The sequence below is a fragment of the Streptomyces katrae genome (genome assembly GCF_002028425.1).
GTDB lineage: Bacteria > Actinomycetota > Actinomycetes > Streptomycetales > Streptomycetaceae > Streptomyces > Streptomyces katrae_A.
The window spans coordinates 7,160,209-7,174,353 of sequence record NZ_CP020042.1; the positions used below are offsets into that span (position 1 = coordinate 7,160,209).

Here is a 14,145-nt window from a genome sequence, read left to right on the forward strand (position 1 = left end):
CCCGGATTCCCCATATCGCTCAAAGGAGCATTCACGGACGGCACGGCGGGGAGCGCATTCCCATTCCCGGGGAAATGGCCGGGGCCGCCTTCCCGCCCCGCGTCCTCACACCCGGGGCCGGGCGGCCATCGCCCAGGAGAACACCCCGAACAGGAGCAGCCCCGCCGCGACGGCGGCCAGCAGCCAGGGGCCCGCCGGGGTCTGCGCGAACGAGCGGAGGGTGTCGTCGACTCCCTTCGCCTTCCGCGGGTCGTACGAGACGGCGGCGTGGACGAGGAACGCGCCGGCCGCCGTGAACACGGCCCCGCGCGCCACTCCGCCCACCACGCCGAGGACGTCCACGGCCCGCCGGGCCCCCCGGGGAAGGCGGCTCGTCTCCATCTGCTCACGGAAGGAGAGCCGGGCCGCGCCCACGATGATGACGACCCCTCCGATGGCGACACCGAGCCCCGCCAGCCCCACGAGCCACGGGCCGGCCGGGATGCCCAGCACCCCGGCCGTGACGTCCCGGGACTGCTCGTCGCTCGAACGCCCACCGCCGTGCCCCGCGGCGAAGGACAACGTGGAGAAGGCCGTCACCCCGTAGAAGCAGGTCCGGGCGGCCGCCGCCACCCGCTTCGCCGGCCCCCGGCCGTCGGGGCCGGCGGAACCGAAGACGGCCTCCGAGAGCCGCCAGAGCGCCATCGCCACCAGACCGGCCCCGACGGCCCACACCAGCACCCGTCCGAACGGATGGCCCGCCAGCTCGGCGAGCGCCCCCGTGCGGTCGGCCGCCTGCCCGGGGCTCCCGAAGGCGACCCGCAGGGCCAGTACGCCCACCAGCACGTACAGCACCCCGCGCGTGGCCAGCCCGCACCGGGCGGCCACGGCCACCGCCGCGCGCGTCTCACGTGCCGTCGTTCCACCGCCCGACGGTCCGGCCATGCTCCACCCTTCCTGTGCGGGATCCCGCACGCCGCACCTGCCCCCTGCGGTCCGCGCCATGCGCCGGACCCGGGCCTGACGCCGTTTCGGCCCCGGCGGCCCGGGTAACCGCGCGGTCACGGACCACCACCCCCGATGAGGAGGCAACATCCATGGCCGGCATAGGCGGTTGCATCACCCTGTTCGTGGTGGGGGCCATCCTCACCTTCGCGAGCGACTGGCAGATGAAGGGCGTCAACCTGGACGTGGTGGGCCTGATCATGATGGCCGGAGGGCTGCTGGGACTCGGCGTCTACAGCAGCGTCCTGCGCCGCCGCCGCGCCGCCGCCCTCCCGGTGGTCGACGAGACCCGGGACCGGACCTGAGCCGATGCCGGGGGCCGTGCACCGTCATGGGGCGGGCCCCCGGCGGACGAGCGGGAAGTGCGGCGCCGAGGTGCAAAGCGCGCGATCGAGGGTAGGCGCGGCCCATGATCGGCCCACTTCGCCGCGCGGCCCCCGGGCCCCCGTCCCGGTCATGGCCCGCGGCTGACCAGGAGACCCCCGTGCCCAGCACCGCACTGACCCACCTCGACGCCGTCCCCCTGCAGCGCCTGATCGCCCTGCCGGGCGTCTACCGCCCGCAGGCGGACACCCTGCTGCTCGCCGACGCCCTCGCCCGGGAGCCGCTGAGCCCCGGCGCACAGGTCGTCGAAATCGGCACGGGCACCGGAGCGCTCGCCCTGCGCGCGGCGGCCCGGGGCGCCCACGTCACCGCCGTCGACGTGGCGTGGCCGGCCGTCCTGGCCGCCCGCCTCAACGGATGGCGCCGGCGTCTGCGGCTGCGCGTCCTGCACGGCGACTTCGCCGACCGGACGCGTGGGCACCGCTTCGACCTGATCCTGGCCAACCCGCCCTACGTCCCCGGCCCCGATTCGCGGCTGCCCACCAGCGGGGCCGGGCGCGCCTGGGAAGCCGGCCGCGAAGGCCGCGCCGTCATCGACCGCATCTGTACGGCCGCCCCGGCGCTGCTGCGCCCCGGAGGCGTCCTCCTGATGGTCCACTCGGGCATGTGCGGGGTGCAGAAGACCCTCGCCCTGCTGGCCGGGCAGGGCCTGTCCGCCCGTGTCACCGAACGCGCCCGAATCCCCTGGGGGCCCGTGCTGCGGTCCCGCGCGGCGTGGCTGCGGCAGGCCGGGCTGGCGGCGGAGGGCGAGGACCAGGAGGAGCTGGTGGTGGTCCGTGCCCAGTACGCCTGACCCCGAGCGCACCCGCCCGCCGGCACCGGCCGGGGAGGGGCCCCGCCCCCGGCGGGTCCGCGTGGAGCGCGGCGGCCCGGTCCTGGTCGAGGGCCCGGTCGAGATCACCCTGGACGACGGGACCACCGTCCGGTCGGACCGGTTCACCGTCGCCGTGTGCACCTGCCGGCGCAGCCGTACGTACCCCTGGTGCGACACCAGCCACCGTCCCCGCGAACGGGCCGCCCCGGCATCCGGGCGTCCCGGGGAACCCCACGCACCCGACGGACCCCGGGCGCCCGCCGGGGGCCACGAACCCGAGGACAGGACCGACCGATGACCGCACCCGCCAGCACCCCCGCCGGCGCGCCCGCCCGGACCGACGCGGCGGAACCGGCCGCGCGCGGCCCCGTCCTGGTCGAGGGCCGCGGCCCGCTGTCCCGCGCCGTGGTGGCCGCCCTGCGCGGCGGCCCTCCCCCGTCCGCCGGTACCGCGGCCGCCGGCAGCACGGCCGTACGCGGGGCCGTGGACAGGACCGACCCGTGGGGAGAGGACCTCCACCTCTCCCTCTACCTGCTCTACGAACTGCACTACCGCGGCTTCGCGGGCGGGGACGACGCCCTCGAATGGGATCCGGCGCTGCTGGGGCTGCGCGGGGCCATGGAGGAACGTTTCCTCCATGCCCTGCGGACGGCGACGGCCGACGCCCCGGGGACGGTGACGGAAGCCTTCGGCCCCCTCCTCGTCGAACCCGTGGACCTCGGCGGAAGCCTCAGCCACCACCTGGAGACCGAGGGCGAACTCTGGCAGCTGCGCGAGTACGCGGCCCTGCGCTCCCTCTACCACCTGAAGGAGGCCGACCCGCACGCCTGGGTGATCCCCCGGCTGCACGGCCGGGCCAAGGCGGCCATGGTCGCCATCGAGTACGACGAGTTCGGCGCCGGCCACCCCGACCGCGTCCACGCCCGCCTCTTCGCCGGCCTCATGGCCGACCTCGGCCTCGACACCACGTACGGCCACTACCTGGACCGCGCTCCCGCGCCCCTGCTCGCCACCGTCAACCTGATGTCCCTCCTGGGCCTGCACCGCGCCCTGCGGGGGGCCCTGGTCGGGCACTTCGCGTGCGTCGAGGTCACCTCCTCGCCCGGCTCCCGCCGCCTCGCCCGGGCCATGCGCCGGTGCGGCGCGGGCCCCGCGGCCGAGCACTTCTATGCCGAACACGTGGAGGCCGACGCGGTGCACGAACAGGTCGTGCGCCACGAGGTCATCGGCGGTCTGCTCGCCGACGAGCCGGAGCTGGAGCCCGACGTCGCCTTCGGCTGCGCGGCGACCCTCCTGCTGGAGGATCGGCTCGCCGCCCACATCCGTACGGCGTGGGACCAGGGCCGCTCGGCCCTGCGCCCGCCGGCGGTTCCGGGGCCCGGCACGGGCTGATCGGGTCCGCGTCGCTTCACGGGGACGGCGTCCTTCTGAGCGGTGTGCCAGTTGGTGACGACCGGGCGGTCGACCGTGCCTCCGTGCCGTCGGATCGGCGCTTTCTTGATCACTATGAGGGAGCCGTGAGCCGGGGACCGCCCGCGTCTTCGTTCCAGGACGCCGCTGTCACGAACCGGCGACACGACCCCCCGGTTCCGGCCGGGCGGCCTCCCGGGTGGCCCGATCCGCCACCGGGGCGCGCCCGTTCGGCGTATGTATCCAGGGGTGCGGGGCGCGGCCGCCCGGACGGGATACGGATGTTCCCGCTGCCCGCCCCCATCGCCCCAGGGAGACCCGATGCGCTGCATCAACCGGCGAGACCTCGCACTGCTGGCGCTCCGCGCCGGAACCGGAGCCGTCCTCATGGCGCACGGAACGCAGAAGCTGTTCGGCTGGTTCGGCGGCGGCGGTCTGGACAAGACCGCGGCCGCGATGGAGCACATGGGCTTCACCCCCGGCCGGCAGAGCGCCCTGGCCGCGGGACTCGGCGAGACGGGCGGGGGCGCGCTGCTGGTCCTGGGCCTGGCCACCCCGGCGGCGGGCGCGGCGGCGGCGGGCGCCATGGCGGGAGCGGTGTCCGTCCACGCCCCGGCCGGGTTCTTCGCCCAGGCCGGGGGATACGAGTACCCGGCCTTCCTCGGATTCACCGCGGCCGCCATCGGCCTGGCCGGCGCGGGCCGCTACTCCCTGGACCACGCCACCGGCCACACCTTCGACCAGCGGTGGATGCTCGGCCTGGCGTTCACCGCGAGCGCCCTGGCGGCGGCCGCGGTCGTCGCCAAACGGGCCCGGGCACAGCAGAGCGACGAGGGGGAATCCGCCTGACCCGCGGCTCCACGTACCATCCCGCCGACCGGGCCCGGACCGGCTCGTCTGGGTACGCCGGCGGGCGGGGCTGAGTAGGACGACTCATGTGGTGCGGGTGCGTGGGTGGTCAGGCTGGGGTGGTCGTCGTCGTCCTCGTGAACGGGAATCGCCGTGCTCAGCCGCCTCGCCCGCCTCGTGGTTCCCGCCCTGGCGCGGATCCGCGTCACCACCGCGTCCGACGCGCGGTTGCCGTCCGGCAGTGTCATCGTCGCCAACCACACGTCGCTCGCCGACCCGGCCGTGGTGCTCGCCGCCCTGCACCGGTGCGGGGTCGAGCCCGTCGTCATGGCCGCCGCCGGCCTCTGGCGGGCCCCGGTCCTGGGGCGGCTGCTCGTCCGCGAGGGCCACATCCCCGTCCGCCGGGGGGACCGGCGGGCCGCCGAAGCCCTCGACCACGCCGTGTCGGCCCTGGCGGCGGGCCGCTCGGTGCTGCTGTACGCCGAAGGGGGCATCCCCTCCCGCCGTGACGCCGCCGAAGCCGCGCCGCTGCCCTTCCGCAGCGGGCTCGCGCGGCTCGTCGAGCGCACCGGAGCGCCCGTCGTCCCCGTGGGCCAGGCCGGGGCCCGCCGCGTCAGTTCCGGCGGCGTCGCCAAGCAGCTGGCCGGCGTCGCCACCGCCCCGCTGAGGCGGCCGCGGCTGCACGTCCACGTCGGCCCCCCGCTGGAGCTGACCGGCGACGTGGCCGCCCGGACGCTCCAGGCGCACGCCGCCGTCACCGACGCATGGCGCACCGCGGCCGCCCGGTTGCGCGAGCCGGCCGCGTACGACGGGTGACGGGGACGGCGGGGCGGGGGCGGTATCGCGCCAATTCCGCGGATCCGGCCGTAAGGAGCCGCGCGATCGGTAGCGTCCCGATACGGAAGACCCGTGCCGCGCCCGGCACACGACACCGACGGAGGACAGCCATGGCGAATGTGGAAGTGTCGCTCAAGGAAGCGATGACCTCGATCGAGGGGGCCCTGGGGGTGGCGCTGGTCGACTACGCCAGCGGAATGGCCCTCGGCACGCTCGGCGGCGGCAAGGACCTGGACCTGATGGTGGCGGCCGCCGGGAACACCGACGTCATCCGGGCCAAGCTGCGGACCATGGAGATGCTCGGCATCCAGGACGAGATCGAGGACCTCCTCATCACCCTCGGCAGCCAGTACCACCTGATCCGGATCCGCCGCGGCCGGTCCGGCGGCGGTCTGTTCCTCTACCTCGTCCTGGACCGCGGCAGGTCGAACCTGGCGATGGCCCGGCACCAGCTGGCCCGCATCGAGTCCGATCTGGAGGTCTAGCCGCGGCGTCCGTCGGGCCCACGCACGCCCATGAGTTGAAGAAATCTTCAACTCGGAACATGTGAAACCGGTCAACATCGGTTCCGCGTGGGCCGACCGGACGCGACGATGGGCGGGATGGCGTCGTCCCCGCCCGGGACGGACACCGTTCGAGGAGGAACAGGAGCGTGGTGGGCATGCAGGTCCCGCTGTACCAGGCCAAGGCCGAGTTCTTCCGGATGCTCGGCCACCCGGTCCGCATCCGCGTACTGGAGCTCCTCCAGGACGGCCCGATGCCCGTACGGGACCTGCTCGCCGAGATCGACGTCGAGGCCTCCAACCTGTCGCAGCAGCTCGGCGTCCTGCGCCGCTCGGGCATCGTCGTCTCCACCCGCGAGGGCTCGACCGTCACCTACGCCCTCGCCGGCGGCGACGTCGCCGAACTCCTGCGCGCCGCGCGCCGGATCCTCACGGAGATGCTGGTGGGCCGCAACGCCCTGATCGCCGAGCTCAACGACCCCGACCCGGCACCGGCCCCCACTCCCGCCCGCACGTAGCCCGCCCTGGGGCGCCGCCCGGCGCGGAGGGCCCGCGCGGGGCCTGATGGAGCAACCTCGGCTGCGGACCGGCCGAGAGGGTGGTGGCATCGGTGGGATGAAGGATCCCTTCGCCTGCGAGGAGCCGGCCCTGCTGGCACGCACCGGCACCGCGGACCGGGCTGCGGCCCGCCGCGCCGTCGCTTCGCGTGCCACCGACAGCGAGGACCTGCGGACCCTGCTCGACATACTGGGCCTGCGCCCGGCCGACGACCCGCCCGCTGAGCACGACCGCTGGAGGGCGCCGCCGTCGCGGCCGTGAGCCACGGTGCCCGGGGCGCCCCGGCGGACCGCCCCCGGGGACCGCCCGGGCGGACCGGCCGGGCTGGGGATTCCGTAGGGTTCGTCCATGGATTCGATGATCATCAGGACCCGGAGGGCGGCCCTGCCGGCCGCGGTGGTGCTGTTCGCCGCGGCGGTGGTCGCCGTGTGCGCGGGCGGGCCGGTCCTGTGGTGGGGCCTTCCCCCGGCGGTGTGCGCCTTCATGGCCGGCAGCCGCCCCGGCCGGGGCGCGGACGTGCTCGTGGCGCTGGCCGCGGTGCTGGTGGCCGCCGCGGTGGCCGTGCTGCTGGTGCCCCAGTGGCTGGGCCTGGCCAGCATGTTCGTCGGGATGTTGCTGGTGGGGGCGATGCTGCCCTGGTTCGCGGGCCGGTTCCTGTGCCAGTACCGCGCGCTGGTGCGGGCCGGCTGGGAGCGGGCCGCGCAGCTGGAACGGGAGCAGCGGCTGGTCTCCGAACAGGCGCGGCTGCGTGAACGGACCCGGATCGCCCAGGACATGCACGACCTGCTGGGCCACGACCTCAGCCTGATCGCCCTGTCGGCCGGAGCGCTGAAGCTGTCACCGGGTCTGTCCGAGAAGGGCCGGGCCGCCGCCGGGGAGATCCGGGCGCGGGCGGGGGAGGCCGTGGAACGGCTCGCCGAGGTGATCGGCGTCCTGCGCGGTCCGCAGGAGTCCGGCCCCGGCCCGGCCGCCGACGGCCCCGCGCAGGACGCCGACGGCCCTGGACCGGCGGCGCTGCGGGCTCTGGTCGAGCGGGCCCGCGGGGCGGGACTCGACGTACGGCTGTGCGTGGAGGGGGAGCCGGAGCGCGCCGACGGGGCGGCCGCCGCGGGACGGGCGGCGGTCCAGCGGGTGGTCCAGGAGGCGCTGACGAACGTCGCCAAGCACGCTCCGGGCCACCGCGCCACCGTCTCCCTCCGGTACGGGGAACGGAGCACGCACGTCACGGTCACGGACGGGCCGCGCCCGGACGCGGGCCGTACCGCCCGCCCATCCGGAGGGGGCGGGAGCAGCGGGTTCGGCCTGATCGGTCTGGACGAGCGGGTCCGGCTGGCCGGCGGCACCTTCTCCTGCGGCCCCGAGGGGGCGGGCTATGCCGTCCGCGCCGTCCTCCCGCACGCCCGGGACTCCGGCCCCGCACCGGGCCGGGCCGCCGGCGGACCGGCCGTCCACGGGACCCGGCTGCCCGTGGCGCACCGCACCGCGAGCCGCCGGCTCGGGCGGACGGCCGCCGCGGCCGTCCTGGTGCCCCTGTGCTCCGCGGCCCTCCTCGTCAGTGCGGTACGGGCCTGGGAGGCCGTCACCGCCCGATGGTCGGTCCTCGATCCGCGGGACTACGCCCGCCTGACCCTCGGTCAGCCCAGGGCCGAGCTGGCGGCTCACCTGCCCGAGCGCCAGACCTCCCACCGCCCCCTGGTACCAGCCCCCGCGCCGCCGGGGGCGGTGTGCGAGTTCTACGTGCCGACCGCCGACCTGTTCGACGACCGTTCGGGGGACCTGTACCGGCTCTGCTTCCGTGCCGGACGCCTGGTCTCGGCCGACACCTACGAGGGAAAGGACGTCCGATGATCAGGATCCTGGTCGCCGACGACGAACCCATGATCCGCGCCGGCATCTGCGCGGTCCTCGCCTGCGACCCCGGCTTCTCGGTCGTCGCGCAGGCGGCCGACGGCCGGGAGGCGGTGGAGCTGGTCCTGCGTCACCGCCCGGACGTGGCCGTCCTGGACGTCCGGATGCCCGGCGGCGGCGGTATCGACGCGGCCGCCGAGATACGCCGGACGGTCCCCGGGACGGCGGTGGTCATGCTGACGACGTTCGGCGAGGACGAGTACATCCTGCGCGCCCTCGGGGAGGGCGCCGCGGGCTTCCTGATCAAATCGGGGGAGCCGGAGGAACTCCTGGCCGGTGTGCGGGCCGTGGCCGAGGGAGCCGCCTACCTGTCGCCGAAGGTCGCCGCCCGGGTGGTGGCGCACCTGGCCGCGGACGGCGCGGGTGCCCGGGCCGCCCGCCGCTCAGCCGCCCGCGCCCGGGTGGAATCCCTGACGGCCCGGGAGCGGGACGTGCTCGGCTGCCTCGGCGGGGGGCTGTCCAACGGGCAGATCGCCCGCCGTCTGGGTCTCGCGGAGGGGACGGTGAAGGCCCATGTCAGCTCGATCCTCGCGCGGCTGGGCGTCGACAACCGCGCCGCCGCGGCCGTGACCGCCCACGAGGCCGGTGTCGTGCCGGCGCCGCCGGCCGGGGGGTCCGCCAAGGAGCGCTGACGCGCCCCGGGCGGCCGCCGGCAGCGCCAGCAGCCGTACGACGGCCACCGCCGCCGCCCCCAGCACCGCACCCGCGAGCACGTCGTGCGGGTAGTGCACGCCGACCAGCACCCTCAGCAGGGCCGCCGCGCCCGCCACGGGCAGGGCGAGGGCCGCGAGCCGCGGCCGCACCGCCGAGACGCCGACGGCCAGTGCGACGGCGAGGGTCGCGTGGTTGCTCGGGAAGGACCAGTCGCCGGGCGCGGGGCACTCCGCGAGGGCCCGCGCCCACGGCAGGGCGCGGCACGGCCGCTCCTCGTCGACGAGCACCTTCAGCACCTCGCTGATCCCGTAGCCCGCGACCGTGCCCGCGGCGGCCGTGGCGAGCCCGCCCAGCCCCCGTGCGTCGCGGGTACGGAAGGCCCGCCACGCCGTCCAGGCCAGCAGGAGGCCGAGGACGACCAGCGTGCCGTCGCTCGCGGCCTCCAGCAGGGCGCGGGTCCAGCCCGGCAGGTCCGCCGCGGTCCCGCTCAGCGTCCGGTACACCGTGGCGGAGGCGCCGCCCGTCACCCGGGCCGGCGCGTCCGCGTCCCGCGCCCCGTCAGGGGCCAGTGCCAGGAGGGCCACCGCTGCGGCTCCGGCCGCCGCGCCCGCGAGGGGCACGCGGCGCCGCCGCCGGAATTCCTTGATCGTTTGCATGCTCCCGACGATAGGGAGCCGGGCCCGCGCGCACCCCGGCCGAACGGCCGCCCGCCACCCCGACGAAGGTCGGGGTTGACGGGCGGCGCGTCCGGTGCCTCAGGCCGGAAGGGCCCCGGCCAGGCCCGACCCGAGGAGCCGGAAGGCGCGGTCGGCGGCGGCGACGGCCTCCGGGTACACCTCGTCGGCGGGACGGCCGGCCTGCACCTGCCCGCTGTTGCGGTCGGCGAGCACCCGCAGGGCGGTGACGATCTGCACGGCGGCGAGCCGCGCGGTCAGCTCGTCGGCGCCGGACTCCTCCAGGGCCTGCGCCAGGGCGTCGATGCTGCGCCCCGCGTACCGCAGCAGCCGTTCGCTGAGGCTCGGCGTCGTGCTGAGCAGCCGGGCGAAGGCCACCGCCTCCGGGTCGGAGGTCAGCCCGGTGACCGGGTCGCGCCGCGCCAGGGCGTCGAGCTCGTGCGCGTGCAGGGCGTCGAGCGGGGACATGCCGGCCGGGCGGGCGCGGACCACGCGGGCCGACTCGTCCTCGTGGTCGGCGAACACGTGCAGGACCAGGTCTTCCTTGGTCGGGAAGTACGTGAACAGCGTGCGCTTGGAGACCTCGGCGGCCTCGGCGATCTCCACGATCGACACCTCGTCGAACCCGCGGGTCAGGAACAGGTGCAGGGCCGCTTCGAAGATCGTCTGCCGGGTCTTCTGCTTCTTGCGTTCGCGCAGTCCCAGGTGCTCAGTCATGCGCACACGATAGAGCAGAAGGGGTACCCGGGCGAAAGTTGCACCTGGTATAGTTATCGACCAAGTGAAGGAATCGTCCTGGGAGGCTCCATGAACACGCAGGTCACGGGCGTCATCGTCGTAGGGGCCGGCGGCGCCGGACTCATGCTGGCCACCGAGCTCGCCCTCGCCGGCGTCCCCGCCGTCGTGCTGGACCGGATGCCCGGCCGCAACCTCCAGTCCCGGGCGGGGGCGATCCAGCCCCGGACCGCCGAGGTGCTCGCGCTGCGCGGCCTGCTGGACGGAGCCCTCGGGCGATCGGTCGACTACCGGCTCGTCGGCGGCCACTTCGCCGGACTGCCCGTCCCGCTGGACTACGCGGCGTGGGACACCCGCTACCCGCACCCCGTCCTGCTCCCGCAGGACCAGCTCGAAGCCGTCCTCGAGGACCGGCTCGCCGAGCTCGGCGGCCGGGTGCTCAGGGAGCACCTGCTGACCGGGCTCCGGCAGGACGCCGACGGGGTCGTGATCACCATGGCCACGCCCGCCGGCGACCGCTCGCTGCGGGGCCGTTTCCTCGTCGCGTGCGACGGCGCCCACAGCAGCGTGCGCAAGACCCTCGGAGCCGCGTTCCCCGGCCGGGCCGCCACCGTCCGCATGGCCACCGCCGATCTGCTCCTCACGGGCGAGGTCGACGACAGCACGGCCGGACACATCAGCTCGCGCATCCACACCTCGCCCGAGGGCCACTTCGCCATGATCACGCCCCTGGCGAACGGACTGCACAAGCTCCTCTTCAGCGGCCCGCGCACGGCGCTGGCCGAGCGCGACGCCCCCGTGACGGCCGAGGAGGTCCGCGAGGTGCTGCGCGCCACCCACGGCGGCAGGCTCGACGTGGCCGAGATCCGCTACGCCTCCCGGTTCAGCGACGCGAGCCGGCAGCTGGAGCAGTACCGGCACGGCCGGGTGTTCTTCGCCGGGGACTCGGCCCACATCCACTCCCCGGCCGGCGGCCAGGGGCTCAACCTCGGTGTCCAGGACGCGTTCAACCTCGGCTGGAAGCTCGCCGCGGTCCTGCGCGGCGAGGCGGAGGAGGAACTGCTGGACACCTACCAGACCGAGCGGCACCCCGTCGCCGCCCGGGTGCTCGCCCTCACCCGGGCGCAGGGCGTCGTCATGGGCCCGCAGCGCGACGGCGGGCTGGGCGAGCTGCGCGACGTGCTCACCGACCTGCTCCGCGTGCCCGAGGCCAACCGGTACATGGCCGGTGTGATGGCCGGACTCGACCTGCGCCTCCCCTCTCCCGACGCCGCCGAACACCCGCTGCTGGGCCTGCGGATGCCCGACCTCGACCTCGTCACGGGCGAGGGCGAGCAGGTCCGGTTCAGCGACCTGACGCGCGGCGGGCGCGGCGTCCTGCTCGACCTCGCCGACACCCCGCTCGACGCCGCGGACCCCTGGAAGGACCGGATCGTGCGGGTGCGCGCCCGGGCGGAGGAGGGTGCCGTCGACGCCGGGGCCGTACTCGTCCGCCCCGACGGGTACGTCTGCTGGGCCGGCGGCGCCGGTCTCACCGAGACGCTCACCCGCTGGTTCGGCCCGGCCGGCCCCGGCGGCGCCGCGGGGGAGTCCGCGTGAGGACGCGTACGCGCCGGCCCCGCCCGTCAGGGACGGTGCCCGGCGACCGACCGGCGCGCGACGGGGAAGTCGAAATAGGTGTCCGGGAAGGGTTCGGGCTTGTACGTGAAGTGCCACCACTCCTCGGGCAGGTTGACGAATCCCTCCGCGGCCAGCGCCGTCCGCAGCAGTAGGCGGTGCGCGCGCTGGGTCCCCTGGACGCGCGGGTCGTCGGTGTGCGACAGCGTGTCGAAGCAGTCGAAACCCGTCCCCATGTCCACGGAGTTGTCGGGGTAGCGCTCCGCCTGGGGCGCGTAGCAGGGAACGGACTCCTGCCCCGGCCGCGGCGGGGGCGCGGGGAGCGCCGGCAGCGCCACGATCGTGAGGTCCATGGTGCTGCCGCGGCTGTGCCCTGACTTCTCCGCGATGTAACCGTCGTCGAACAGGCGCGACTTGTCGACCCGCGGATAGAACTCCGCCTTCATCCGCTCGTCGGCCAGGTCCTTCGCCCACCGCACGAAGTGGTCGACGGCGCGCTGCGGCCGGTAGCAGTCGTACACCTTGAGCGAGTACCCCTGCCGCAGGAGCTGCGCCTGCGCCCGGTGCAGGGCCTGGGCCGCCGGGCGCGTCAGGATGCAGACGGCCTGGCGGTAGCCGTCGATCCGCTCCCCGACGAAGTTGTGCGCCGCCGGGTAGCGCATCTCCTGGATGATCGTGGGGTCGACGGAGGCCAGCGCGACGAACTCCCGCGGTGCCTTGGGCTCCGGGGACAGGGCGGCGGCACCGGCACGGGGTGCCGCGGTCGCCGCGAACAGGGTCGTGGCCGCCACGGCAAGGACGAGCCGTGTCATGGGCGACGTGCTCATCGGGTTCTCCTCGGGACTGGGGGCTCTACGCGAAGGACGATCAGTCGGTCTGCTCGTACAGGTCAGTGCCGCCCCGCCCGTTCGAGCGCGGCGGCGACCCGGGCCACGCCGTCCTCCGTGGCGAGCCGGCGGGCGATGTCCCGGGCGCGCTCCCCGTAGGAGGGGTCCGTGACGGCCTGCCGCAGCGCGGACCCCAGGGCGGCGGAGTCGAGCCGGCGCAGGGGCACCACCCTGGGGGCGGTGCCCAGTTCCACGAGGCGCGAGGCCCAGAAGTGGGCGTCGAACTGCACGGGGACGGGGACGCAGGGAACGCCCGCGCGCAGGGCCGCGCCGGTCGTGCCCGCCCCCGCATGGTGGACGACGGCCGCCATGCGCGGGAAGAGCAGGGAGTGCGGAACGTCGCCGATGGTGATCATGTCGTCCTGGCCGGCGGCCGACAGCCCCGCCCAGCCCCGCTGGATCACCCCGCGCAGTCCGGCCGCGCGCAGGGCGCCGACGATCCGCGCGCTGACCCGCCCGGGATCGGGAGCGGTGGCGCTTCCCAGCCCCACGTACACCGGGGCCGGGCCGGAGTCGAGGAAGCCGACGAGCTCCGCGGGGAGTTCGCCGGTCGTCTCGTGGGGCCACCAGTAGCCGCAGACCTCCAGGCCGGGACGCCAGTCGCGGGGCCTGGGCACGACCAGCTCGCTGAAGCCGTGCCAGACGGGCCAGCCCTGCCGCTCGCGGGCGCGGCGGGCCGCGGGCAGGCGGCCTACCGGCAGGCCGTGCTCGGCGGCCAGCGACCGCGCCGCCCGGGTGAAGACGTGGTCGACGGCCGCGGTGACGGCGTCACCGCCGATCCGGTTGCCCAGCGGGCCCAGGGAGCGGGTGCCGAGCATCGGCGGCGGGAACGCGCTGGTTCCGTGCAGCGGTTGCAGGAAGAGGCCCATGCTCGGCCGGTCCAGGCCCTGCGCGATGGCGTGGGCGAGGGGGGCGACCGGGCCGCCGGCCAGCACCACGTCCGCCTCGCCCGCCTCCCGTACCATCGCGGGGGTCATCTCGGGCGCGATCCTCCTCGCCAGCGCCACGGCCCGCAGCAGCTTCACGGCCCCGGTCCGGCTGCGGTGCAGCCCCCGGCCCCGCGCCGAGTGCAACTCGGCCTTCGGGTCGCCGGGAACGGCCCGGAAGCGCACCCCCGACCCGGCGACCAGCGGTTCGAACAGTCCGTGGGTCACCAGGGTGACCTCGTGTCCGGCCCGGACCAGTCCGGCTCCCAGGCCCGTGTACGGCGCGACGTCCCCGCGCGACCCGGCCGTCATGATGGCGATCCTCACGCCCTCAGTTTGGCGGCCGCTTGCCGCCTGGCCCCCGCGGCATCACGCGGCCTTCACGGAATCCTCCGAAACGACCCC

At 75.7% G+C, this 14,145-nt stretch carries 16 protein-coding genes and 1 pseudogene; 12 read left to right on the forward strand and 5 right to left on the reverse strand.

Annotated features, from left to right (window positions below):
- Positions 1-105: 105 nt before the first annotated feature.
- Entirely contained in the window at positions 106-924 is an 819-nt protein-coding gene (locus B4U46_RS32490; RefSeq protein WP_079431167.1) for a DUF1206 domain-containing protein, read from the reverse strand.
- A 152-nt stretch (positions 925-1,076) separates the two neighbouring features.
- Here B4U46_RS32490 and B4U46_RS32495 point away from each other — a divergent pair, with 152 nt between their 5' ends.
- The 11 genes from B4U46_RS32495 (at position 1,077) to B4U46_RS39500 (ending at position 8,879) form a co-directional block, all read left to right on the forward strand.
- The gene (locus B4U46_RS32495) at positions 1,077-1,289 is read left to right on the forward strand and encodes a hypothetical protein (RefSeq protein ID WP_079431168.1); all 213 of its coding nucleotides are present in this window, start codon (positions 1,077-1,079) and stop codon (positions 1,287-1,289) included.
- A gap of 179 nt (positions 1,290-1,468) precedes the next feature.
- A complete protein-coding gene (locus B4U46_RS32500; protein WP_237293209.1) occupies positions 1,469-2,161 on the forward strand; it encodes a HemK2/MTQ2 family protein methyltransferase in 693 nt (230 codons plus the stop codon).
- A complete protein-coding gene (locus tag B4U46_RS32505; RefSeq protein ID WP_079431170.1) occupies positions 2,145-2,480 on the forward strand; it encodes a CDGSH iron-sulfur domain-containing protein in 336 nt (111 codons plus the stop codon). The genes B4U46_RS32500 and B4U46_RS32505 overlap by 17 nt, the downstream gene beginning before the upstream one ends.
- The gene (locus B4U46_RS32510) at positions 2,477-3,574 is read left to right on the forward strand and encodes an iron-containing redox enzyme family protein (protein ID WP_079431171.1); all 1,098 of its coding nucleotides are present in this window, start codon (positions 2,477-2,479) and stop codon (positions 3,572-3,574) included. Before B4U46_RS32505 ends, B4U46_RS32510 begins: the two co-directional genes overlap by 4 nt.
- A 339-nt stretch (positions 3,575-3,913) precedes the next feature.
- Positions 3,914-4,441: a DoxX family protein gene (locus B4U46_RS32515; protein ID WP_079431172.1), complete on the forward strand. Its 528-nt coding sequence runs from the start codon at positions 3,914-3,916 to the stop codon at positions 4,439-4,441.
- A gap of 153 nt (positions 4,442-4,594) precedes the next feature.
- Positions 4,595-5,257 (forward strand): lysophospholipid acyltransferase family protein, encoded by a 663-nt coding sequence (locus tag B4U46_RS32520; RefSeq protein ID WP_079431173.1) that lies wholly within the window; start codon positions 4,595-4,597, stop codon positions 5,255-5,257.
- Between the two features lie 131 nt (positions 5,258-5,388).
- Entirely contained in the window at positions 5,389-5,763 is a 375-nt protein-coding gene (locus B4U46_RS32525; RefSeq protein WP_079431174.1) for a hypothetical protein, read from the forward strand.
- Positions 5,764-5,939: 176 nt separating this feature from the next.
- Positions 5,940-6,299, forward strand: a complete 360-nt coding sequence (locus B4U46_RS32530) for an ArsR/SmtB family transcription factor (protein ID WP_079432146.1) — start codon at positions 5,940-5,942, stop codon at positions 6,297-6,299.
- Positions 6,300-6,396: 97 nt separating this feature from the next.
- On the forward strand, positions 6,397-6,600 hold the full coding sequence (locus B4U46_RS32535) for a hypothetical protein (RefSeq protein WP_079431175.1): 204 nt from the start codon (positions 6,397-6,399) through the stop codon (positions 6,598-6,600).
- Between the two features lie 87 nt (positions 6,601-6,687).
- A complete protein-coding gene (locus B4U46_RS32540) occupies positions 6,688-8,187 on the forward strand; it encodes a sensor histidine kinase (protein WP_237293210.1) in 1,500 nt (499 codons plus the stop codon).
- Positions 8,184-8,879 carry a response regulator gene (locus B4U46_RS39500; RefSeq protein ID WP_079431177.1) on the forward strand — a complete coding sequence of 232 codons (696 nt, stop codon included), beginning with the start codon at positions 8,184-8,186 and terminating at the stop codon, positions 8,877-8,879. The genes B4U46_RS32540 and B4U46_RS39500 overlap by 4 nt, the downstream gene beginning before the upstream one ends.
- Here B4U46_RS39500 and B4U46_RS39505 read toward each other — a convergent pair.
- Both B4U46_RS39505 and B4U46_RS32555 read right to left on the reverse strand, forming a co-directional pair.
- Positions 8,880-9,557: pseudogene (locus B4U46_RS39505) on the reverse strand (phosphatase PAP2 family protein); the annotation flags it as partial. It lies immediately after the preceding gene.
- A gap of 99 nt (positions 9,558-9,656) precedes the next feature.
- Complete coding sequence (locus B4U46_RS32555; protein ID WP_079431179.1) at positions 9,657-10,292, reverse strand: TetR/AcrR family transcriptional regulator; 636 nt, start codon at positions 10,290-10,292, stop codon at positions 9,657-9,659.
- A 90-nt stretch (positions 10,293-10,382) separates the two neighbouring features.
- Here B4U46_RS32555 and B4U46_RS32560 point away from each other — a divergent pair, with 90 nt between their 5' ends.
- On the forward strand, positions 10,383-11,909 hold the full coding sequence (locus B4U46_RS32560) for an FAD-dependent monooxygenase (protein WP_079431180.1): 1,527 nt from the start codon (positions 10,383-10,385) through the stop codon (positions 11,907-11,909).
- A 26-nt stretch (positions 11,910-11,935) separates the two neighbouring features.
- Here B4U46_RS32560 and B4U46_RS32565 read toward each other — a convergent pair whose 3' ends face one another.
- Both B4U46_RS32565 and B4U46_RS32570 read right to left on the reverse strand, forming a co-directional pair.
- Positions 11,936-12,754, reverse strand: a complete 819-nt coding sequence (locus B4U46_RS32565) for a M15 family metallopeptidase (protein ID WP_185117138.1) — start codon at positions 12,752-12,754, stop codon at positions 11,936-11,938.
- A 62-nt stretch (positions 12,755-12,816) separates the two neighbouring features.
- Positions 12,817-14,052: a glycosyltransferase gene (locus tag B4U46_RS32570; RefSeq protein WP_079431182.1), complete on the reverse strand. Its 1,236-nt coding sequence runs from the start codon at positions 14,050-14,052 to the stop codon at positions 12,817-12,819.
- Positions 14,053-14,145 lie beyond the last annotated feature (93 nt).

What these genes read in the sequence shown, in the direction of transcription:
- B4U46_RS32490 (WP_079431167.1), bottom strand. Translation starts at nt 924, where the DNA reads ATGGCCGGACCGTCGGGCGGTGGAACGACGGCACGTGAGACGCGCGCG.
- B4U46_RS32495 (WP_079431168.1), top strand. Translation starts at nt 1,077, where the DNA reads ATGGCCGGCATAGGCGGTTGCATCACCCTGTTCGTGGTGGGGGCCATC.
- B4U46_RS32510 (WP_079431171.1), top strand. Translation starts at nt 2,477, where the DNA reads ATGACCGCACCCGCCAGCACCCCCGCCGGCGCGCCCGCCCGGACCGAC.
- B4U46_RS32515 (WP_079431172.1), top strand. Translation starts at nt 3,914, where the DNA reads ATGCGCTGCATCAACCGGCGAGACCTCGCACTGCTGGCGCTCCGCGCC.
- B4U46_RS32525 (WP_079431174.1), top strand. Translation starts at nt 5,389, where the DNA reads ATGGCGAATGTGGAAGTGTCGCTCAAGGAAGCGATGACCTCGATCGAG.
- B4U46_RS32530 (WP_079432146.1), top strand. Translation starts at nt 5,940, where the DNA reads ATGCAGGTCCCGCTGTACCAGGCCAAGGCCGAGTTCTTCCGGATGCTC.
- B4U46_RS32535 (WP_079431175.1), top strand. Translation starts at nt 6,397, where the DNA reads ATGAAGGATCCCTTCGCCTGCGAGGAGCCGGCCCTGCTGGCACGCACC.
- B4U46_RS32540 (WP_237293210.1), top strand. Translation starts at nt 6,688, where the DNA reads ATGGATTCGATGATCATCAGGACCCGGAGGGCGGCCCTGCCGGCCGCG.
- B4U46_RS39500 (WP_079431177.1), top strand. Translation starts at nt 8,184, where the DNA reads ATGATCAGGATCCTGGTCGCCGACGACGAACCCATGATCCGCGCCGGC.
- B4U46_RS32555 (WP_079431179.1), bottom strand. Translation starts at nt 10,292, where the DNA reads ATGACTGAGCACCTGGGACTGCGCGAACGCAAGAAGCAGAAGACCCGG.
- B4U46_RS32560 (WP_079431180.1), top strand. Translation starts at nt 10,383, where the DNA reads ATGAACACGCAGGTCACGGGCGTCATCGTCGTAGGGGCCGGCGGCGCC.
- B4U46_RS32565 (WP_185117138.1), bottom strand. Translation starts at nt 12,754, where the DNA reads ATGAGCACGTCGCCCATGACACGGCTCGTCCTTGCCGTGGCGGCCACG.
- B4U46_RS32570 (WP_079431182.1), bottom strand. Translation starts at nt 14,052, where the DNA reads ATGACGGCCGGGTCGCGCGGGGACGTCGCGCCGTACACGGGCCTGGGA.